Origin of the sequence: Caballeronia sp. LZ001 (genome assembly GCF_031450875.1) — a bacterium.
GTDB lineage: Bacteria > Pseudomonadota > Gammaproteobacteria > Burkholderiales > Burkholderiaceae > Caballeronia.
Map to the genome: position 1 here is coordinate 446,941 of NZ_JARTVX010000006.1, position 20,803 is coordinate 467,743.

Sequence of the window (20,803 nt, forward strand, 5' to 3'; positions counted from 1 at the left end):
AAATGGAATGGATAAAGCCAGGAAAAAGGCCCTGTGCGTCCGAAGACACGACAGGGCCAACATGGGTGATGCTGAGAAAAGTGGAGTGCTTTGTTACTCGCCGCGGATGATCTTGCCGATCTCTCCGCCTTGCGCGCCAATGAAGGCATACGAGTTCTGGATCTGAGGGGTGCGCTGAACTGCATCGCGCACCAACAGCGCCGCGAATTCGCGGTGACCTTCACCAATCAGACGCTCGGTGTAGCGCACGACGCGATCGAAGTTGTTTTCGTTCGCGCGTGCCGCAAGCGCTGCCGCGATCGCGTACAACGCCGAAGGCGTTGTCGGGATCATGGCCGTGTCGGGCGCGAGAAGAATCGCGTCCGGGTTCGGCAACTCGCGGAAGATCTGAAGGAACGCGACCAGTTCCGTCGCGGCGCCCTCGCCCACCGAACCGGCGTAGGAGATGTGCTCCAGGTGCTTGGGGACTACATCCATGGTTTTCGCCACGAACCCCCAGCTACGCGGACTCGGGGCGTTCTCGATATCGCGCGACGTCTTCTGCACGGACAGCAAGTCCGGACGGAAGCGCAGGAACGCGATGAGCGCGGGCGGGATGTTTTCGCGCACGGCCCATTGCGTCCAGTCGTCGATGGTCGGTTCCAGCTCGACCACCGTGGCGAAACGCGAGATCACCGGATCGAGAATCCCGGAGACACCCGCGTTGTCGGTGCGGCGGTTTGTGGCAGCGAGAAACGTCACCTGCGGCGGCAGAACGTGCTCGCCGACGCGCCGCGCGAGCAGCAGTTGCATCTTTGCGGCTTGCACAGCAGGCGAGGCCTGCCCGAGATCGTCCAGAAACCAGATCAGCGGGCGTCTGGCGGTCATCGCGCGTTCCAAATCCCCGAACGGCAGGAACTTGGCGGTCGTGCCATCGGGCGAGGGAAACGGCAACCCTTTCGAGTCGGTCGGATCCTCGACAACCGGGTGGCTGATGAGTAATTCGTGATCAGTCGCATGCGCGGTCTGTTCGACGATGTCGCTCTTGCCGATGCCGGGGCGGCCAGTGATGAGCACCGGCAGACGCTTCGGCACGTACAGCGAGAGGAGTTCGGTGAGTTGAGCGGGCGTGACTTTCATGATGGCTTCCAAAGAGAAGCCCCACAAAGACTACGCCCGTAGGGACGTGGTCCCTGTGGGGCAAGATATGAAAAAGCCGGCTCGTAGCCGGCTGGGTCGATGCGTCAGTGACGCGGGTGATAGATGCAGTGTAGGGGTCGGGCGATCAGTCAATCCGTGCAAAGGTCACTAATTCATGGTGCCTTAAGCCATCTCCACGGCCGACGCGGCTAAAAAAAACCCGGCACGATGGCCGGGTTAATCGATAGAGAATCAGCTTGCGCGCTGTTCAAGCGCCACGCGCATAAGCGAGCGTACCGTCGTTTGCGCGAAGCGATACCTGCAATTGCCGCACGGGGTCAGCGAGCGCGTAACGCACGCTGGTCCCCTGCCGCACGCTGACGATCTGCGAGAAGCCTTCCGCGATCGTCCGCTCCACCCACTGCGCACCGGTCACGACTGCACCGTCTTGCATGCGGATGCGCAATTTCGGCCGCCTCGCGAGCGCGTGCAACCTCGCGGGCGACGCGCCTTGCCTCACGTTGCGAGACCGACAGCGCTTCCCACTCTGCTTGCTGTGCGGCGTCCATCCCCGCCAGTTGGAAGATGCCCCGGCGCCGAGCCGCAGCTCGAACGCCGATGAGCTTGATGCCGAACACCTCGCGGACCGATTGCTTGGTCGCGCGGTTGGCGTCGTCTGGCCGGTCCAGGATGCTGAGGAGATAGGACATGTCGGCCGTCTGCACTTCGAACAGGTCAAGCCCGCGACGGCCGCTTTTAGCCGCCTCTTCGTTGGCTTGCGCCACCTGATCCGAGGAGAACAAATACAGCGGCTCGCGTGCCAGATCAAAAGCCAGATAGAGCAGTTGCCAGTGCTCGCGCCGGATTTGCCACGCTTCGAGCGTGGCGAACGACGGTCTGAAGTATGCCGCGTCGATCTCGTCGATGAGCGACAGGAAGAGGCTTGTCGCCGTTCCGGGCCGACGAACGGTCAGCTTGCCGTTATAGCGCGTGACGGATAAGGCGTGGCTGACGAACGTGAGCGCGATCTCTGCCGCGTCGACTGCTGCGACGCTCGCGTCGTCTCGCAGGTAACGGAGCACCTCGAGCATCGTACGGAAGGAGTGGGCGGAGCCCGAGAAGGAAAGCTGATACATGGTCGATTGCCTCGGAGAAATTGCGGGCAATCGCGCCCTGTCGGGTCGATGCCCGGCAAGGGTTAAGTGCGCCGAATGGCGCTGGATGAGTTGAGAAGCTATTAGGCCGCGTCGATGAGACGGGCGATCAGACGCGCGAGCGACCACGCGTGATCAGTCGAAAACACCTTCGCGCGGAGCAACGGCATGATTGCGTAGGTGCGGTCGAGCGAGTCGCTAAGCTGCGGTCGGCTGATGAAGTCGACATGAATAAGCCAGCCCTCGCTGTTTCCGATGCACACGGAAACGGAGATTCGTTCGTATGACGACGGCTCGGGCCACGGTCTGCTGTGGCGCGCTCCGTACATCGCTTCGTTAGCGTCGTCCTGCAGGTTCGCGTGACAAAGCCACTCCGGTTCGAGCTCCGTTCCGCGCAGAAAGCGGCACAGATCCTGGAAAACCTGATCGATGGTTTTGCCGTCGGTGTCCAGGCGGGCGACTGACTTGATATCGATGGCGCCAGCAGCGATGGCACCGCCCGCCGCCACATCCGGGTTTGCTTGAGACATGAACTGCTCCTGAAATGAAAAACGCGCCCGAAGGCGCGTTAGAAAAAGGAAGTCGAAAAAAAACCGCACGCCAAAGGGTGCGGTCTTGTCTTTGGACTCAGCTCGCGCTGCGTCGAATCATTTGCCCCAATCGCGCTCGCGATCGGCTTTACGGCCGTTATTGGACGTCCACATGAAAAAAGCTGCAATGGACACGCCAAGGACTAACGTAAAAATTGATGCACCCATTTCATTCTCCTTTCATTGCGTGATAACCCGCGTACCACAATACTACTCCAAGCGACGCGAGAATCGTTGCGCCGACGACTGTCGAGAAGTCCCACGAGGACGCGGAATGGACGTAGCCCACAGTGCCACCGATAGACGCAGCCGATAGGGTATGGAGGTATCGCCCGTTCTGCTGGCGTTGGTCCTTCGACGGCGTCGCGACCGCATGCAGGATTTGGCGGATTCCCGGGGGCGGGTCCGCAGGAAGAACAACCACATATCCGCCGTTGACGACGGGCGTGACCGGCAAGACGTGCCCTCTGTACTCCAGGCTGAACGCCGGAGAACACTCAGACTCGTCCATCTTGCTCAACAGTCCGAGCAATCGCGGAGCCAAGTGAACCTGGCCTGTCGCGGGATCGAGCGTCACTCGGTCCACGATAGTGGTTCCGGAGCTGTACTCAATCTTCACTTTCGCCAGTTTCATCGACGACCTCCGCACTTCAAGTCAATGCCGCCAGCTAAACGCAGGCCGTCCAACATCGCTCGATAGCCCGCGGGCGTCTCGAGTTGCGTCAGTGCGACGTGGTTCTCGCCACCGCCCGTCAGGTCGGAGCGGCCGCGCCGGGTCCTGAAGCACAGCGCGACACCTGAACCACCTCGCCGCTCGAGCACGTCGACAAACAACGTCTCCGTGCGCAACGACACCCGTACCGCAGAACTGCCGCGACGCGTATCGGTGACGATTTCGTGAGCATGCGCCGGAAGACGCAAGTCCTGAGCGACGCGTCGCAGAACGCGCGCCGCATGACGTTGCAAGGCCGCCTTCGCGCCAGCATTGGCGCTGCCGCGGTCCGCATAAAACACTCGGGGAAACTTCATGATTGCCTCAAGTAAAGACGAGGCAGGTCCCTTGCGGGGGCCTGCCCCGCAAGGGTTGGCGCGGTTTTCACCGCGCATTCAGAAGATGCGTACTGCGATGCCCGGTTAGAGGAATCGCGCCTTGTAAGCGTCGAGCGCTGGCTTCAGGCGTCTGAAGCTCGCGTCGCCGTAACCGTCGCTGATTCGCCCAACCTCGGCGAACATATGCGGCCGTGCGCCCAACGGGCTAAATTCCGGGTGAGACACGATCGCCATGAACTCGTCAACGTCGCCTGCTTGTGCAGCGACCTCCACCGGGAGCATCCCGTAGAAGTTCTTGCCGTTGACGTCGTTGGTCGAAGCGTCCCAGCCGCTGGTCTGCCCGTGGGTGATCAATTGATAGTGGTTCATCGATAGTTCATCCAGTTGGTCGAGGCGTTGCCGCCAGTTAGTGGGTAATCCGGTAGCCGGACCCATTCGAGACGAGAAACACCTGCTGTCCGGGCGCGAACTGCTGGTCATCGACCTGCGTCACGACAACGGTTTGGCCATTGGCGCGGCGAAGGAAGACTTCCACGCCGCTATGGCGAGACATCACGGAACTGACACGCTGTGCGATCAGCCCCGAAGCGGAGCCTGACAACGCACCTGCGATGTAGCGGCCGCGACCATTGCCGATGACTTGCGAGCCCAGGAAGGCACCCGCTGCTGCACTGACGATCGAGGAAATGCCCGATGAGTCGGAATTGCTCTCGATCGTGATCGGACGCACGCGCAGGATGGTTGCCTGCTCGAATTGCCCGATACGTTGAACGTCGTAGCGCTGATAGGTGTTCGCCGAACCGAAGTCTGCAGTGGCGCAGCCGGTCAAAACCGAAAGAAGCAACACAGAGCAGAGAAACTTGAACATGGATCACCTGAAATGAAAGCGGGGCAATCCAGTCCCCGAAGGGCTGGTTTGCCCCAAAGGGAAGAGGAACGAGAAGTACGCAGCGGCAAGCTGCGCGAGTCAGTGGGTGACCGAGGCGATTGCCGTCGAGAGCGACACTACGACAACGAGAAACGACAGCATCTTCCAGGCTTCGGCGTCCTGCTTGGCGTACCAGGCGAGGCTGCTGAGAGCGTGTTTGAGCATCGGAAACATGAGCAACTCTTGAGAAAGGCAGGAGCCGCCCGCGATGGGAGGCTCCCATCGAAGAGATTTGGAAACGAAGAAACGGCGTCCAGCGAACTGCACTGGACGCGTCATTTACGAAGACCTACGAGGCGGTATGGCTGAGGTGATGCAGTCTGACACGACCGCTTTGCACCAGATGCCGTTCGGCTTGATGGTCGAGCGAAAAGTCCCAATCCACCATTGCCGTGCCGTCGCTCCACACTGAATGAATACGACCGGTGTAAAGCTGCGGCGGACTGGCCTCGACGTCCTGACCGACCACACGCTGATTCGCCATGAAACCGTTCATGCTGGAGACTTTGACGACAGGTGCGAGATTCCGGGACATAGACAACTCCAAAAAAATAATGGGAGCTGTCTCCCGGAGGGATAGGCTCCCAACGGGACGAAAAAAGGCGACCAACGAGGGTCGCCTAGAAGATTGCCGTCATGGACGGCTGGAGAGAAAATGGTCCTCCAGCACGCTGGAGGGGTAGGTCGATGCGCAAAAGCGCGGGGAATGGAGCCAGTCTACGGAGTCCATCGCGCAGTCCAAGTCGGAAAGCTCGGTAAATCGCTATGCCTTTCGCTCCAATACGGCGACGAACACTTCTCGGGCGGTCGCTTCCCGCGCGACGAATCATCGGGAGCGGGGCCGGCAGCACGAAGCCGGGACGAAAAAAAGCGCCAGCTCCATTTCTGAAGCGGCGCTAGAAAGTCCGTCGCAAATCCGAGGGCCGTCGACGAACCTGAGAGAGACGCCATTCTAGCCATCGATACCGTAGCCGATGAGTTGAAAAGGCCGCTAAAAACGTCGTTATTTGAAATAAACGCGTTCCCAACGACGGGAAGCAGGGAAAATGCAGCGCGCTCCGACCGAGGCGCAAGGTGCAAAGGGACGCTGGTGGCTGCGTAGTTCGAGGGCGAAGAAAAGGCCACCCAGGGATGCGCCCTGGATGGCCTCAGTTTTTTCTTGTTTTGTATTGTCTGGTCTCTCAGCACCCTTGTTAGCGGGTAGGCTCACTATAGACTGACAAATAAGAACCGACTGTTGGTTAAGTCACTTTTCTGTCTCATGCGGCGCTTTTTCTCGCGCATCCGAGATTAGCGACTAAGCTACTACTGCGTGTCCTCTTGGCTGTGGACGCGCGCTGTTGTAGATCACATCCAGTAGCCCGCTGTCGTTCGCCGCGATGCGGGCTTTTTTTTGGCTAGCTCCTCTCGGAGCACCGCCCAGCTTGACTTTGCGCTGTAGCTGCGAAGATGAATCATCTAACCCGATTCTTCTTCGACCATGCTCCAGACCATCGAACTGTCTTCTCTTCGCAGCCGTTCAAACGCCTACAATCCGGCGCGTGCCCGTGACGTCGCACTCACGCCCGAGGTATCGGCGCTGCTCGCGACCGACGCTGTGGTCGCTATCGGTGTGAGTGGAGGCAAGGACAGTGTTGCCTGTGCGCTCGCGGTCGCCCGCCATCTTGACGCCATCGGCCACAACGGGCCGCGAATCCTCGTCCTGAGATTGACCCGCTCTGACGGACGGATTTGCAGTCAAGGGTTCAACGTTATCTAGCCTCCGTTGAGTGTTGAATCGCGAGTTGTCCACGGACGGGCAGCGGGTCGCTTTTCACGACCACGACGCTGCCCGTCGGTGGGCAACTCGCAGGGTGATGCGGCTTTTGTCTTCGCGCTCAGGTTTTCGAATTCGAGCGGCGAACAATATCCGATGCTGCTATGCAGGCGGCGTACGTTGTACCAACCTTCCAAGAATGAGAAGATGCACCGCCGTGCTTGTTCGTGGGTCGCGAAGTGTTCGCGCAGCAGCAGTTCTGCCTCAAGCGTGCCAAAAAAGGATTCGCACATTGCGTTGTCGTAGGCGTCACCGGCTGTACCCGTCGACGGCTGTACACCCGCTTCGCGGCAGCGTCGCCCAAATGCAATTGACGTGTATTGGGATCCCTGGTCGGTATGCAGGATGACGCCCTCGTGGCGCCGCTGCTGGAGCGCCATGTCGAGCGCGCGTAACATAAGTTCAGTGTACAAGTGGTTCGACATCGCCCAGCCGACAATGCGCCGACTGAATACATCGAGCACCACGGCCAGATATAGAAAGCCTTCCGCCGTCGGAATGTAGGTGGCATCTGCGACCCACAGTATGTTCGGCCCTCCAGCATTGAAGTGCCGGCGCGCACCAAATCCGGCGCGCGCCGTGCTCCCGCACGCTGACGCGTCGTATGTGGCCAGCGCCGTCGGCTTGCTCCCCTTAGGTCCGCAATGCGCATTAGGCGTGCGACTCGCTTGCGTCCCACGTGCACACCTTCGCGCGCGAGTTGCACATGGATGCGCGGCGCCCCATACGTACCGTGCGAACTCGCATGCAGCGTACGAATGCGTGCGAGTAATTGAGCATCGCTACGTGATTGCCTAGACGGCTCACGCACCAGCCACGCGTAGTAACCGCTGGTCGAGACTCCCAACAGCCGCGCCATCGTGGCAATGGGCCAACGGGCCCGGTTCGCTCTCATGAATCCGTATCCTTCGAAGACACGGCTCCTGTCTCGCGGGCGAACCAGGCCGCGGCGTGAGAGAGAATGTCGCGCTCCGTTTTTAGTTGCCGATTCTCGCGGCGCAAACGGGTGAGTTCCTGGCGCTCAGCGGTGGTTAAACCCTCCTGACGCACACCGGCGTCAATATCCGCTTGCGCGACCCAGTTAATTATCGTCTGTACGCTAGGCTCGAACTCTCGCGCCAGCTCCTCAGGTGTTCGCCCGGCCTTCACCAGGTCAACGATACGAGCCCGGAACTCCGCCGGGTACGGTGCTCGATGCCTACCCATTTTTAGCACCTCCTTATACAAAGAATAGGTGTCCGTTTTCCCGGGTCAATCTCATCCATTCGGACCTCGGCCGTGTGGAGTGGAAGGACAGTGGTCCCGCCTGTGAGCGGCTTGCCGCTCACCTTGGCTGGGAGCTGCTCACGTTGCAACGGAAAGCCGGTGACATGCTCGCCAGATGGGAGAAGCGCTGGTCGAACAACGTCGAGCGCTATCGCGATCTCTCCTGCGTGCGGCTGATCCTGCCGTGGAGCACGCCGTCCATGCGCTTTTGCACCTCAGAATTGGAAGGAAGCCTAATCAACTCTGCGCTGAACAAGCGTTTTCCGATGCACAACATCGTTAGTGTCACCGGTGTGCGCCGTCAGGAAAGCAATGCTCGGAGCAAGATGGCTGTCGCCGCCCCGCTCGCTCCCCTGTCGACCAAGGGCCGTACCAGTGTGACGTGGAATGCGATCATCGAATGGACCGTTGACGAAGTCTTCACTGAGATTGCTGCGGCTGGACTGGCGCTGCATGAGGCGTACACGGTCTACGGCGCCTCGCGCGTCTCATGCGCGTACTGCATCATGAGTTCGCTCGACGACCTGCGCGCCGCGGCAAGCTGCGCTGACAACCACGACGTCTATCGAGAAATGGTGCGCCTGGAAGCTGAATCGACGTTCGCCTTCCAAGGGCAACGGTGGTTGGCCGACGTCGCGCCCAATCTCCTGCCGCCTGAACTGGCCGCGGACGTCGCACGTGCGAAGGCTGCCGCCATCGAGCGCCAAGCGATCGAGGCGGAGATTCCTGCGCACCTACTCTTCTCGTTTGGGTGGCCGACGGCGCGCCCGACGCCCGACGAAGCGGAATTGCTCGCGAGCGTGCGCCGCCGCGTCGCCCAGACAGTTGGCATCGAGGTCGGCTACACCAGCGCGGCCGACGTTATGCGCCGGTACGACGAACTGCTGGCACAGCGGCAAGGCGCGGCCTCTTCTCCCGACGCAAATGCCACCGCACCCGCAGCCGCGTCAGTCCCGGCGCAAGCGAGCTTCGCCTTCTAGCGGGCGAAAAAAAAGCCACGCCCCGAAAATCCGGGGCGTGGCGTTGATCAAAACAGCACTAGGCGAGGCACAGCGAGAGCTGAACGTCTGCCGCAAAGAATGCAGGATCAGGCTCAGCGCCTGCGCGCGTGACTGGCACCTCCCACTGGAGTTGCGCATCGCTGAAGGAACCCAGACCGTACAACAGCCGGTCTGTGTCTTCGCGATTAAGCAAGTCGCCGAACGCAAAGCTGAAGACAGCCGGCGCACATGCGTCCTCAGCCACAAGGCCGAGCGTTCTCGCAAACTCGTCGGCGCGGCGAACCTTCCACTCCTCCGTGCCTTCGGGCACACGCGTCACGGTGATGCGCGTCGCCGAAGGAACCTGCGGGGCGTTGCTCACGGCGTCGCGGGACGCTGGAATCTCTTTCTTGGCGAAGCCCGGCGCTTCCATCTCCACCGGATAGGCAACCTCCGTGACGAACGAACCGACCGCGCTGTACTGCCAGCCAGCGTGACGCCACGGAGCTGCACCCATTGCAACCAACACATTGTGCTGGTCGATGGAATGACACCGCACCTCGGGCATCCGCTCCATCGCCGTCTTCGTTGTGGGCGGCACCGGCACTTCGATGTGTGCGGTCCCACAGTCGTACTCCTTGAGCACTCGCCAAACGCTGAGCGGCCCGCTGTTCCCATAGATCGAGAGCAGCAGGTCGATGTCCGCATGCAGCGAAACGCTCAAGCTGCCCCCGACCAACTCATCGATGCGAGACTCGAAGCCAGCGCGGATCAACGAGAGCCGGACATCGTCCAGCTGCGACTCAGGCACCGCCGAGTAGCATGAGGAGCCGACCGTCAGATCGATCGCCCGATCCCGAAGCAGCGTGGGCTTGGCGAGTTCACTTCTCCAACTCGCAATGTAGTTCTCGGGCCGGATTGATCCGTTGCGGCTTCGGAGCATCCCGCCTTCGCAACTGGTCGCGTGCGAGAAGATGCGGCGCATCACCTGCGCGTAATTGCCCAGTGCCACCGCCGACCAGTGGTCGGTATGCGGATAGACGTTCGACTCATAGCCACGTTCGAACAACGCGTAGATCCACTCGCCGTCGGCCTTTTGCATTGCGCCTGCGCGCTTGCCCGTCAAAATCGAAGAACCCATGTTTTGCTCCAGTGATACGCGGAGCAGCCCCAACGGGCTGCGTACCCGCTGAGGTTAAAGAGGACCGCTCCACGAGGGAGCGGTTAATGCTGTTACCGCAGACGCGGCATAACGGAGAAAGCCGTCAAGCACTGCATGCAGCACATGACAAGGCCGAGCCAGACGCCGAACGCCACGCCGAATACAACGCCATGTGCGCCGCACGCGACGCTCGCGCCGATAATCACCGCGACGCCGCGCGCAAGGTGCGACATCAGGAAGCGGTTGACGAACCAGTTGCACGCACGGGCGAAGAGTCCTGGGCGGGCGCGGCCTCGCTGGCCGGCGACCTGCCATGCGAGCGAGGCCACCAGAACGCCGAGGACCCCGGCTATGATTCGGCCAATGCCCGATGCGTCGTGCAACAAGTGCTCGTACGCAACCTGACGGCCATGGCGAGGTAGCCCGCCGCCGGGAGCGAATTTGCGGCCGTTGCGACAACAAAGGCCGCACAGCACCACCAGCGCTCTTGCCACAACGCCGCCGCCACTTTGAGCGGTGCCGAAACTACGATCTCAATGTCTTCCGACATTTAGATACTCCTGTTGAGGTTGTCGTGCTGTTGAACACGAGAAAAAAAGCCGACCCCTTGCGGAGGTCGGCAGTGATGGAACAGCGACTACTTAGGCTACGAGCTTGGCCTTTCGGCTCTTGCTCGCTTTCTTCACAGGCGGCTTCGGGACTTCATATCCAAAGCGCGCCCACGCGGCCGGGTCCAACGGAATCGGATTCGTTCGCCCCGTTGCGAGGTTCACAAACACGCCCGAGAACGGCACCGCGCCGGATCGAAACATGGTCCAGAGCATGTTGAATGCTTGGACCGCGATGGCCTGATTGATGACCAGCGACTGCTTGCGCAGCGCCTCGGCCATCGAACAGGACGGGGTTTCGTCTTTCGCATCGAGCTTCGCGTCGATCAGTTCCGGAAACAACTCGCCCACATGCGGCAGCCGTTCCGGATGCTTCTGCGCGTAGCTCTTGCCGCAAACCTGACCTATGACGACCTGGCCGCGATCCGTGTCGTTGCCGCAGTCGAGGTAATAGGCCCCGGTGTGCTGCGCGGCGCTCACGATCGCGCACCGAGCGGCACGCGTATCAACGCAGCCGATCACGAGATCGACGTTGTAGAGCGGCTCGCCTGGACCGAAGCGGCGGGTTTCCGCCCGCCAGTTCGTGCCCATCAGCGCGTTCAGCCGGTTGACGATGAGCGAGGCTTTGTACTCACCCACGTCGTTGGGATAAAAGCCCTGACGGCCGACGTTGGTCGGGCTGACCGTGTCGTCGTCGAACACCGTGCAGTCGATGCCGCCCGGGTGACCAAGCTCCAGCATCGCGTGATGCAGCCGGGCGAGGTTCGGCAACACCGCACTTCCGGTGCCGCCCGCGCCTACCACGACCACATTCCAGCTTCGCTCAAGCATCCGCGAAGGAAGTTGATGTCGGATGGTCCCGTTCATGCAACCTCCTGATCGCGAGCCGCCGCGTACCAACTGCTCGGTACGCGCTCGACGTTCTCGAAGATGCCTTTGGCGCACAATCGCATCGCCATACTCGGCACCGACGACGCGCAGTTCGCAACGACAAACGCGAACTTCGTCTCGTGTCGGTCATCTTCGTTGTCTGTCGGCGAGAAGTACGCGGGATGCGCGCCATGCGAATGGCAGTCGATCACCCGCAGTTCGCTTGGCAGAAGATCCGGCCGCTCGTACTTCAGCGACCCGGTCCCCTGCGACAGCACCTTCACAGGCGCGAGGCGAAACTACTTCGTCTCGAGGTTCCAGACGATCCACGCACCGGTTTCCAGCGGATGCGCGGCGCGCGCCATCGCGACAAATTCGCCGATTAACTCGGGCGGCACCGCACCACAACGCAACTTGGTCGATTCGGCCACTTTCCCGTACGGGATCGCGGTCGGGACCGTGTAGTGCGCAATGCGGCGGACGACCGACAGCCACGGCAGATCGATCTCGAGAAAGACACCGTTCTCGCCAATGAGCAGTCGCTCGCCTGCCGCGTGCATTGGCGCGACCGGCTCACGCCGGGGCACCATGACAGTTGGAAACGAGCGTTGAAGCGCGGCATCGGCAGAATTCAAAAAGCCAGCATTCATCATCGAACTCCTTGTTTGCCGGCGATCAGCTCAGCGAGGGTAAGGTCCATGGGGACGAGCGCATCTTGCGGGAATTGCTCGCCGTACTTGCCGTCGAGCATTTCCTTCCAGAAGGCAAACTCGCCATTCGGATGCGAAACACGTTTGTTGCCGTGGTTCGGGTGCGTGAAGGCCGACTCGAAGAATCCGCCCTCCCATCCGCCGATCGAATCGATATCGATCCGCTTAGGCACATGAGCCGACCCGATGCAGATTCGCCCCCAGTCCCAGGTGTTAAAGTAAGGCGGTTCGTGCAGCTTCGATTCAGGCGTTGGCCGGCTGTCTTCCTGCAGCGCGAACACGGAAAACCCGCTCGAAGCTGCACGGAACACCAACCCCGGATGAGGGACGACCGCACTGCGCCGCCCAATCTCCTGACAGTCGAAGAAGACTCTTCGCATCGCCGGTCTGCACCACCACATCACCGCGTCTTGCGACACCGCGAGCACCGTCTCAGGCAGAAACTCGGCCTTCGGTGCCGCGTTCTGAGCCAGCTCGCGCAGGCAATCGACGAGCGCCATGCGGTCGATCGGCCTTCCCGCACCGATCGTCGCCCGACCGCTCTTGCCCTGCGTCACCGGATGAACGGTGCCGTAGACAGCGCTGCGGTCCTGACGGCCGTATAACAAGATGGCACTGATCGCGGCGAGTTCGTCGACGCGGTCGGAGCCAATATCAAGCCCTTTCATAAAACGCTCCTAGTTAGGCCGCGAGACACGCGATCACGCGGTCCAGTTGGCCAAGAATGGATAAGCCCTGCGACCAGTCCGTGTACTGCTTGCGGATGGCGTCAGGCGTAGAGGCAAGCGGCGTAAAGCCGAGATAAGTCGTGCCGTCGCCGGCGCTGGCGAGGTACTCATAGTGAGAATCGAGTACATCGCTGACGCGGGTATCGTTTTGCACGGTGAGCGTGGCCGACGCATAAGCGCAGCGGGGCCGGTACTCACAGTTGAACAGGTCGCGATTGCCCACCCGCTGCAACATCAACGACAGCTTTTCGAGCTCGGCACAGACGCGCCGTGCGCGGCCGGTGGTGAATCGCTGAAGCCGTCTGAGCGCGGCAACGCCAAGCGCTCGTTGAGCGACGTAGCGTCGGCTCTTTGCGTTCCAGCGGTAGACGTCCATGTCGTCGGGACAGAGCTGCGGACGCACAACGGACGGGAGGTAATACTCAATCTCCGCCTCGTCCTCGCCGAACCGGTCCGTCAGAGTGTCGCGCGCATCCTCGTCGGTCGCGTGCGGGTCGCCATCCCAGAACCACGAGGCGAACTCGCCGAGGAACTCGTCGGGCGTTCTAACCCACATCGTGCGGCCTGCTGCACGATTGATCAGCACCATCGCCGTCGACACCAACCGCGGATGAACATTGCGAAGCTCGGCGGCACGCCTGCCGATTTCGTAGATGTTCTCCCCCGGTACTTCGATGCCGAGATAAACGGGCGACGTCGGATTGAAATCGCTGCTGTCTTCCTGGTACTGGACGACGTCTTTCACCGCTTGGACGTCGCACAGTACGAAGTCGAACCCGATGCAGTCCAGACGTGGCGTATGACGCTTCGCCCACGCAAAAAACCCGTGGGCAAGCGCATCACCCGCGCCTTTGAACTCCGGTACATCGCACGGTCTCAGCACGCCCGAGTTGAACTGGGCGGAGATGAGACCGGCGACATCCTTTTCGGCTTGCCAACGCATCACTGCGCGCGTTTTGACGTCCGAGCCGATGGCCGGGAGGCTCAGAAAATCATTGGGAGTTCGACGTCGGGCAGCGGGAGCGCATCGCGATTGCCAAGACTCTCCCGAGACAGCGACTTCTGCACCAGACGGGCGAGGATCGAAGAACATTGCTCGATCTCCTTGTCATGAAAAAAAACCGCCCTTCCGGGCGGTTGCTGATGAGAAAGAGCCAAGTCCGGATCGGACAAGGCTTTGAGGAGGTCGCGCTTACGCATGGACGCTGCACGGGATGACTGCACCCTTCGCACCGGCCGCGCGCACGAACGTGAAGCGCATGACATCACCTTCCGTCGTCGGTCCGTCGATCGCCGCGGTCGTCAGCTCCGGGTACTGCGCTGAGTAGAGATCGCGAACATCGTCGGGCGAGAACGTCGGCCCCGGATCGGGGAACGTCACGCCGTTGTAGACGAACTCGCGCGTGAGCTTCGCAACTTGGATAGCCATGTCTGCTCCTTAGTCGAAAAGCGATGCGAGATTGGTCCCGGTGCTAGCCGGTTCCGCCGAGGCTTCCGATGCGGACGATGCCGAAGACGCAGTCGGGGCGGTGCTCTGCCCTTCATCGCTATCGCTCGCGTCATCGTCATCGTTGCCCACATCGGTGCTCGATCTGCCGGGCGCCGGCGATGCCGGCTTGCTGCTGCCCTTAGCCAGCGTCTTGGTCGCCTTGGAGAGTTGCGTCGTCTTGGCGGCCTCGAGGATGGCGGTGGTCGCAGCAACCTGCTCGGCGAGCGACGCGTGCGCGCCGGTGTAGGCCACGAGCGCGTCGATGAAGCCCGCTTCCAGCTCTGCGGCCACCGCGGTGAGCGCGAGCGGCTGAAGCATGGCGGCGTCTTTAGCCGTGCCTTGCGGCATGACACAGACAACCATGTCGTCGCCCTTCATCTGCAAGGACAGCGTGAGCTTCGTGCAGTGACGCAGAAGCGGTTCAATAGTTACAAACATGGGAAAACTCCTGGAAAGATAAAAGACCGCCATCCAAAGGAAGGGCGGTCTATAAAGGATGGAAACTACGATCGATGCACGGGCGAGCCGTGCGTTTAGAACTTGAGCACCTTCGGGATCTTGCCCGCGTAGTCGAAGCCTTCGACCGCCAGCAGCGCGTCGATGACTTCGGACTTGGACTTGCCGAAGACCTTCTTGAAGTTGTCGCCAAGCGCGGCACGAATGCCAAGCTCGTCAGCGACCACCATCAATTCCGACTTCGTGATCAGCTCCAGAAATTCTTTGCAGAGCTTCCAGTGCTTCGCGAGATCGAGGTGATGGTGTTTGCACAGACGCGTGAGGTGCTGGACATCAAGGCCCTGGATAGCGGCGACCGTCACACCGGTGACGGCATGCGCGAGCTTCTCGTCATCAGCGGCGGCCGTCGAGGCTGCAGCTTTTGACACATCGCCGGACGCCACCTGCTCCTCGGTGAGCTTTTCCCAGATGCCCGAGAGCGTCTTTTGATCGACGCAGCGCATCTGGTCGGACAGAGCAATCGCAACGAGGTATCGCTGGGCGAGCGCGGGATCGGCACCCACCTCACGGCGTAGGGCTTTACGCCATAACGCCACGCGGTACGCTTTCATCTTGTCCGACTCGGCCACCACCGTCGCCGGCGGATTGCTCGTCGTCGATGCCGCGGACGACCCCGCCGCGCCCTTCGCTGCTGCAGGTGGCGCTTTCGCGCCCGCCTTGGCTGCTTCGGGCTTCGGCTGCGTCGCGGCTTTGACCGCTTGCAGTTGCGCCGCCACCTTCTTCATGTTGCAGACGGTGTCGAAGCACTGGCCGCGATAGACCTTGCCGATCGAATCAGGTAGACCGCTCACCGCCGCGCCGTAGTTCTGGCACGCGTGACAGGCCTTCGCCTGCTCTTCGCCGACGCCCTTCGGACCGTCGACGGCGAGTTGCACGCGCGTGTGATTGTCGCCGGCACGCACGATGCGCACGACCGGATATTCGTCGCGAAGGCTAGTAGCCGTCGCGTCGAGCATCTTTTCGGTCTTATCGTTGTAGCAGGTGCGGTTGGTGCAGTTTCCCGTACCGATGGACTCGCCGAACATCTCGCCCTGCGTGGACGAGTTGTGCGGGCATCCGGCGCAGTCGGCCTTGTCAAAGATCGCGGCCGCCAACGAACAGGCGACCTGTTCGATGGTTTTCTTGACCTCCGCGACCGCCTTGCCTTCCTTGATGATCACCGGCAGCAGCTTGTCCTGCGTCTCCTTGGGGAGTGCAGCAAGCAGCTCGGCGTGACCGAGAAGGATCTGCCGCGTGCTGAGCGCATCGAGCACGGGAGTGCTGCAGTTCATTAGCGCGAGACGCTTATCCAGCGTCGCACGTGACCAACCGAAGATGCGCGCGACTTCGTCGCGATCGCCTTTGCACAGCCCGACTTGCTCGGCTGCGGCGATAGCTTCTTCAGCGGGCGACATGTCGGCTCGCTGGATGTTCTCGATGATGGCGAGTTGCTTCGCTTCGACTTCATCGATGTCTCGAACGACGACCGGAATTTCATAGTCTTCGCCGTGCGCCGCGAGTGCCGCCTTGTATCTGCGGCCACCAGCGACGAGGCTGAAGCCGCCGTCAGCAAGCGTGCGCACGATGACAGGCTGAATGACGCCCTTTTCGCGCACAGACGCTGTCAGCTCTTCCATTTCCGCCGCATCGAAGTACTTGCGGGGATTGACGCTGACCTGAATTTGCTTGAGGGCGAGAGTAGGTTGTTGTTGCATGACACGGCTCCTGAGAGGGATCCTGCCCCCTTTGGGAGTGGTTCCAAAGGGTTGAACAACGTGGGCTGACGAAAGTCAGCGCGGGGTCGATGCGTCCATGACGCGGGTGATGAAGCAAAGATAGCGGCTTACGTTGCACCCACGCCGCGCAAAAGCTCACGAATTCATGCCGTCTTTCACAACCACGCAGGCCGCGGCTCGTTTTCGTCTGCATCGAGCGGCTTGCCTCGTGTCCACGCAAGGCGATGAACCGCGACGAGATCCGCCGCTAGCCGTTCGGAATCGGCGGCAGACAGCGCGAGGCCGAGCGAGCAAACATCGCCGACGCCGACCGCAACTTTGACGAACAAAGTCACGTCGCGGTAACCCGGCGCATCGAGCTTGTTTTCGTACTGGCACGAGTGCACCACTTCGTCGTCGGGCAGCGGCGTGTGCGCCGGTTCGTCAGCGAGCCCCCATCGTCTGATCATCGCCTGCCAGCGGGCATCCCCATTGGGAAAGTAGCGATGCACTTCCGTCGCATGCCGACTGTCCAGCCGCAGTACCTGCATGCAGTGCTCCAGCAGATCATCGTCGAGCCGTCGAAAGTCAGTGAGACTGAAGGGGAAGTCCTCGCCGTTATAGAGGCCTGCCAGAAACTGAGCAGCGACGCGTGCCTGCCCAGAACTGCCCTCAGCCACGTCAAGGAGATAGGCAAGCGAATCCAGGCTCGCGTCACGATCCTGAGCGCGTATCTCGGCCGCACGCTGCGCAGGGGTCGTTCCGCCCGCCGCTTTTGCAAGGAAGTCGTCAACGGTCTCTTGGAGTGCTTCCGCTAAATGGGTGGGGTCGGTAAAGGCGCCTTCGTCGGCCACCAGCAGGCCGATGCGACGCCGCAGTCGATGCGCATATGTCACGCGCGCAGATGCGGCTTTGTCCACCGGCATACGCAGGCGCTCATACGAGATGAGGTTGATTTGCCGCAGGTCACCAAGGTCCGCAGCCGATTCGATTACCTTCACCTGATCGGCCGCGATCGGCAACTGGCCGATCTCCTTCAACATCTCCTCGATGAGCCGGGACTCAACGACGATGAGACCGTGCTTCGCACCGGAGACGAGGATCAGCGCCAACGCGAGCCGGGACTTGCCGCAGCCCTGCTCCCACGCAACGACGCAACCGGTCGGCTTCAACAGCGTTTCAACTAGATCATCGACCTGAAACTCCCAATCGAGCCACTGATCGACGCCGAGCGCCTTCACGCGCGAGCAAAACGCCGCTGCTTGGTCGGGAAAGCGCGCGCACAGACCTTCGTGCACCACTTGCCACCCCTCGCTGACGTTCTCGACCGCGAACCGCGCATTGAGCTCGTCAACAGACAGGTGGTACCAGACGCCATGCAGCCCGTATCGGTAGCGCCCGTCGGCTTCGCGATCAAACTGGACCTCGTCGCCCGCTTTGATGAGCGGACTGGCCCAACGCGTCGCGTCGACCTTGTGGGTCTCCTTCGCGATGCCCGACACCTGATCTCGCGATCCAGCGCCGGTCGTCCATGCGACGTGCCTCAGCGGTATTGCTTGGCGCGCGCTACGCCGCATGCGTCTGCGGAAGTGCTCCATGAAGCCGGACGCGAGTTGCGGGTTGCCACCGACGCTGCGGATTCGATCGAGCAAGTGGCCAAAGGCCGCGACCGGATCGTCTTGCACCAGATACGTCTCCATATCTAGCAAGCCTTGCCCGGAGTAACGGAAGTCACGCGGCAGCCGGTGGCCGTCGCGCGAGTAGATGCGCTTCACGAGAACCGTGTTTAGCACCATCGCTTCGTTGAAGCCACACGCAAAGGACAAGCGAATGCGCCGGCCATCGTGCGACACCATGACCGACTTGTCGCCCGTGACGGCACGCGTGATGAACGGCACGCTGTCATCGAGCTTCTGCAGTCGCAACCGAGCTTCCCCGAAGGAACGATCCTCGAAGTGCAGCCCGATATCCGGGCCAGGCTTCTCCAGATCGTCGACGACCGCCCGCACGAAGTCAGAGGGACGATCGCGATAACGGTCAAACACCACCACGGCCGTGCGCACGTTCGCGCCTTCGAGCTTAAACGCGTCGCCTGGAAGTTCGAACAGGTCAGCCGCGCGGCGCTTCAAGCGGTCGCCCTGCTCGCCCGCGATCATCGACTCGGCGGTCGTGATCGGCAGGAGCGCGACGACGATGTTCGCCGCCTCAAGCGCCTGATGCACGGCGTAGTCGTGGCTCAACGCGCTGGTGTGCGCGCCGTACCGGCCCCACGTCGTGCATTCCAGCGTCTGCAGATGCGGCGACTCGAGATGGATTGAGAACGGCGGATTGATCAGTGCGATATCGAAGCGCGCCGGATGGATATCCTCCATGCCAGCTTGCCGAAAATCGCAATCAAACCCCGCGTCCTCGAACACCTTTTGGCACTGCTGGATGACATCGGCGTGGACGTCGACGCCGTACACGGCATGGCGTTCCGGGTCTGCGTATTGAAGCAGCCGGCCGGAGCCGACCGAGTTATCCAGGATCCGGATAAGCCGATTGACCTTCCAGCCGCTGACGAAGCTCCACATGAACGCCGCAATGGCGTCCGGCGTGAAGAACTGGCCGAGGTGCAGACGGCGCGCCGCGGCCAGCTCGCCCTGATGGGCGATCGACGGAGCCTGCGATCCCAAACTCCTGATCCCGCACAACGGCTCATACCAATCCGGCTCGAACGAAAAGAGATCTCTCTGCATGAATTGCCTCTAGAAATGAAAAGACCCGCCGGAGCGGGTCGAAAGGATGTAATGGTGGACGCCTCAGTACCGGTCGCGCGAGGCGAGGTACGTGGCGCCGAACTCACTAATAAAGAGGGACAACGCGTCACCCACGTCGTGAGCGAACTTGAACTGCCATTTGTCGTTGAACAGCACGATCTCCAGCCCTGTGAACGACAGCTTCTCGCGAGTGGAGAACGTCAGTCGGTGGACGCTGAAGTTGCGCAGTTGCATCGCCAGCGCGCCGAACTGATGCTTTTTCGCGAAGGTCGCCAAGCCGTCGAAGGTTGTGGCGACCGCCTGCTGAGAGGAGTAATAGACCTCGCGTTGCCCCTTCGAATGGAAGCACGACTGCGAAGTGACGCGCTTTTCGAGAATCACCGCGCTGCTGGTGCGCTTAATCTCGGTATCGGGCTTAAGCCAGAAGCCGTTGATGATGGCCTTGGCTGCCTGCTCAAACGCAACGCGCTCGCCGGCTTCACCGCCGAACGTTCGCTCGAGGTGTTGCCAGAAGCCGTCCAAGTCAGGGATGTTGTTCTTCCTCAGATCCTCCTCGATATCGAGACCGCATCGGTCGAGTTCGCGACTCTGGTCGATTTCAATTCTGCCGCCGGCGGGGGCGAACTTTCGGCTTGCCTCCATCACAAGCCGCGATAGCAGCCGTCGGCAGAACGTGTTGAGCTCGCGCTCGACTATGTATTCGCTTCGAACTTCCATCGCTGAATACTCGGTCAGTCCGTCAGCAAAGACGTCGCGCTCCGCTTGAACGAGAGCGTGATAGGCCGCGGCTGCGGTCGTCTGTGCCGTCTTGAACTGCTCGATCAATTGCGTGTACATGCGTTGCTCCATGAAATGAGCAGGCGCACGCCCGCTTGGGGAATGCCCCTGCGGGTTAAGGTAGATGTTTGTGGGTGCGGCGATGGGCGTCGCCGAGAGTCGATGCGCTAGGACGCGCGGGTGATGGTTCAACGATACCTGCATGACGTCGCCGCATTGCGGGGAAAGGCGAGCTTTTGATAGCGCCTCTTCAGCCAGCCGATTTCAGTTATCCCCAGTTTTTCTGGATAACCCTGGGGATAACACGTCACCGCCGCGCACATTCACCCACACATCTCTCGGGGTTCACGGTCCGGGGGCTTCATCATGATGAAGCGCGTTTGGCGAAAGACCCCCTAAAAACGATAGCTTTCCGGTCAATTTGCTGGCAAGAAATTCCGGCTCAACTACGTGTGCGCACGGTGAATCGAAAAGGCGCTCGAAACGACGCACCTTTCTCCGTCGCTAATGGGTCGCCGATCGCGAGAATCGTGAACTGCGCTAGCCGCGTCAACGATTCCGTGAGCACATGAAACTGAGTCACATAG

The 20,803-nt window shown here is 61.1% G+C and carries 21 protein-coding genes and 2 pseudogenes; 3 read left to right on the forward strand and 20 right to left on the reverse strand.

The annotated features are described in order from the left end of the window. Positions 1–93: 93 nt before the first annotated feature. From P9292_RS42895 to P9292_RS42935, 9 genes are all read right to left on the reverse strand, one after another. Entirely contained in the window at positions 94–1,119 is a 1,026-nt protein-coding gene (locus P9292_RS42895; protein WP_008343193.1) for an ATP-binding protein, read from the reverse strand. 338 nt (positions 1,120–1,457) lie between these two features. Beyond that, positions 1,458–2,255 (reverse strand): hypothetical protein, encoded by a 798-nt coding sequence (locus tag P9292_RS42900; RefSeq protein WP_309966414.1) that lies wholly within the window; start codon positions 2,253–2,255, stop codon positions 1,458–1,460. A gap of 101 nt (positions 2,256–2,356) precedes the next feature. Further along, complete coding sequence (locus P9292_RS42905; protein WP_309966417.1) at positions 2,357–2,803, reverse strand: hypothetical protein; 447 nt, start codon at positions 2,801–2,803, stop codon at positions 2,357–2,359. A 229-nt stretch (positions 2,804–3,032) separates the two neighbouring features. Beyond that, complete coding sequence (locus P9292_RS42910; protein WP_008343187.1) at positions 3,033–3,497, reverse strand: hypothetical protein; 465 nt, start codon at positions 3,495–3,497, stop codon at positions 3,033–3,035. After that, the gene (locus P9292_RS42915) at positions 3,494–3,892 is read right to left on the reverse strand and encodes a hypothetical protein (RefSeq protein ID WP_309966422.1); all 399 of its coding nucleotides are present in this window, start codon (positions 3,890–3,892) and stop codon (positions 3,494–3,496) included. The genes P9292_RS42910 and P9292_RS42915 overlap by 4 nt, the downstream gene beginning before the upstream one ends. A gap of 105 nt (positions 3,893–3,997) precedes the next feature. Beyond that, entirely contained in the window at positions 3,998–4,282 is a 285-nt protein-coding gene (locus P9292_RS42920) for a hypothetical protein (protein ID WP_008343177.1), read from the reverse strand. Between the two features lie 37 nt (positions 4,283–4,319). Next, on the reverse strand, positions 4,320–4,781 hold the full coding sequence (locus tag P9292_RS42925) for a glycine zipper 2TM domain-containing protein (RefSeq protein ID WP_309966425.1): 462 nt from the start codon (positions 4,779–4,781) through the stop codon (positions 4,320–4,322). A 99-nt stretch (positions 4,782–4,880) separates the two neighbouring features. Further along, positions 4,881–5,015 (reverse strand): hypothetical protein, encoded by a 135-nt coding sequence (locus tag P9292_RS42930; RefSeq protein WP_309966427.1) that lies wholly within the window; start codon positions 5,013–5,015, stop codon positions 4,881–4,883. A gap of 115 nt (positions 5,016–5,130) precedes the next feature. Beyond that, positions 5,131–5,376, reverse strand: a complete 246-nt coding sequence (locus tag P9292_RS42935; protein ID WP_309966430.1) for a hypothetical protein — start codon at positions 5,374–5,376, stop codon at positions 5,131–5,133. Positions 5,377–6,321: 945 nt separating this feature from the next. On the opposite strand from P9292_RS42935, the gene P9292_RS42940 reads away from it, so the two are divergent. Then, the gene (locus tag P9292_RS42940; protein ID WP_309966433.1) at positions 6,322–6,600 is read left to right on the forward strand and encodes a hypothetical protein; all 279 of its coding nucleotides are present in this window, start codon (positions 6,322–6,324) and stop codon (positions 6,598–6,600) included. Between the two features lie 125 nt (positions 6,601–6,725). Here P9292_RS42940 and P9292_RS42945 read toward each other — a convergent pair. Further along, positions 6,726–7,863, reverse strand: a pseudogene (locus P9292_RS42945) (IS3 family transposase); the annotation flags it as partial. Positions 7,864–8,027: 164 nt separating this feature from the next. Here P9292_RS42945 and P9292_RS42950 point away from each other — a divergent pair. Then, positions 8,028–8,903 (forward strand): hypothetical protein, encoded by an 876-nt coding sequence (locus P9292_RS42950; protein ID WP_309966436.1) that lies wholly within the window; start codon positions 8,028–8,030, stop codon positions 8,901–8,903. Between the two features lie 58 nt (positions 8,904–8,961). On the opposite strand, the gene P9292_RS42955 is transcribed toward P9292_RS42950, so the two are convergent. Then, on the reverse strand, positions 8,962–10,044 hold the full coding sequence (locus P9292_RS42955; protein WP_309966439.1) for a hypothetical protein: 1,083 nt from the start codon (positions 10,042–10,044) through the stop codon (positions 8,962–8,964). Between the two features lie 86 nt (positions 10,045–10,130). Here P9292_RS42955 and P9292_RS42960 point away from each other — a divergent pair, with 86 nt between their 5' ends. After that, on the forward strand, positions 10,131–10,487 hold the full coding sequence (locus P9292_RS42960; RefSeq protein WP_309966442.1) for a hypothetical protein: 357 nt from the start codon (positions 10,131–10,133) through the stop codon (positions 10,485–10,487). 219 nt (positions 10,488–10,706) lie between these two features. Here P9292_RS42960 and P9292_RS42965 read toward each other — a convergent pair whose 3' ends face one another. The 9 genes and pseudogenes from P9292_RS42965 to P9292_RS43005 all read right to left on the reverse strand — a co-directional run bounded on the left by P9292_RS42965 (position 10,707) and on the right by P9292_RS43005 (position 20,420). Then, positions 10,707–11,540 (reverse strand): PRTRC system ThiF family protein, encoded by an 834-nt coding sequence (locus tag P9292_RS42965; protein ID WP_309851012.1) that lies wholly within the window; start codon positions 11,538–11,540, stop codon positions 10,707–10,709. Continuing rightward, positions 11,537–12,178 (reverse strand): annotated as a pseudogene (locus P9292_RS42970) (PRTRC system protein A). Before P9292_RS42970 ends, P9292_RS42965 begins: the two are co-directional and overlap by 4 nt. A gap of 14 nt (positions 12,179–12,192) precedes the next feature. After that, a complete protein-coding gene (locus P9292_RS42975; RefSeq protein WP_309966445.1) occupies positions 12,193–12,921 on the reverse strand; it encodes a PRTRC system protein B in 729 nt (242 codons plus the stop codon). A gap of 13 nt (positions 12,922–12,934) precedes the next feature. Then, on the reverse strand, positions 12,935–14,074 hold the full coding sequence (locus tag P9292_RS42980) for a PRTRC system protein F (protein ID WP_309966448.1): 1,140 nt from the start codon (positions 14,072–14,074) through the stop codon (positions 12,935–12,937). A gap of 99 nt (positions 14,075–14,173) precedes the next feature. Beyond that, positions 14,174–14,410: a PRTRC system protein C gene (locus tag P9292_RS42985; RefSeq protein ID WP_086966765.1), complete on the reverse strand. Its 237-nt coding sequence runs from the start codon at positions 14,408–14,410 to the stop codon at positions 14,174–14,176. A 9-nt stretch (positions 14,411–14,419) separates the two neighbouring features. Next, positions 14,420–14,908, reverse strand: a complete 489-nt coding sequence (locus P9292_RS42990) for a PRTRC system protein E (RefSeq protein ID WP_309966451.1) — start codon at positions 14,906–14,908, stop codon at positions 14,420–14,422. A gap of 95 nt (positions 14,909–15,003) precedes the next feature. Beyond that, positions 15,004–16,680, reverse strand: coding sequence for a PRTRC system ParB family protein (locus P9292_RS42995; protein WP_309966453.1), 1,677 nt, complete (start codon positions 16,678–16,680; stop codon positions 15,004–15,006). Between the two features lie 176 nt (positions 16,681–16,856). Continuing rightward, entirely contained in the window at positions 16,857–19,418 is a 2,562-nt protein-coding gene (locus P9292_RS43000) for a methyltransferase domain-containing protein (protein WP_309966456.1), read from the reverse strand. 63 nt (positions 19,419–19,481) lie between these two features. After that, complete coding sequence (locus P9292_RS43005; protein ID WP_309966459.1) at positions 19,482–20,420, reverse strand: hypothetical protein; 939 nt, start codon at positions 20,418–20,420, stop codon at positions 19,482–19,484. Between the last annotated feature and the right edge of the window lie 383 nt (positions 20,421–20,803).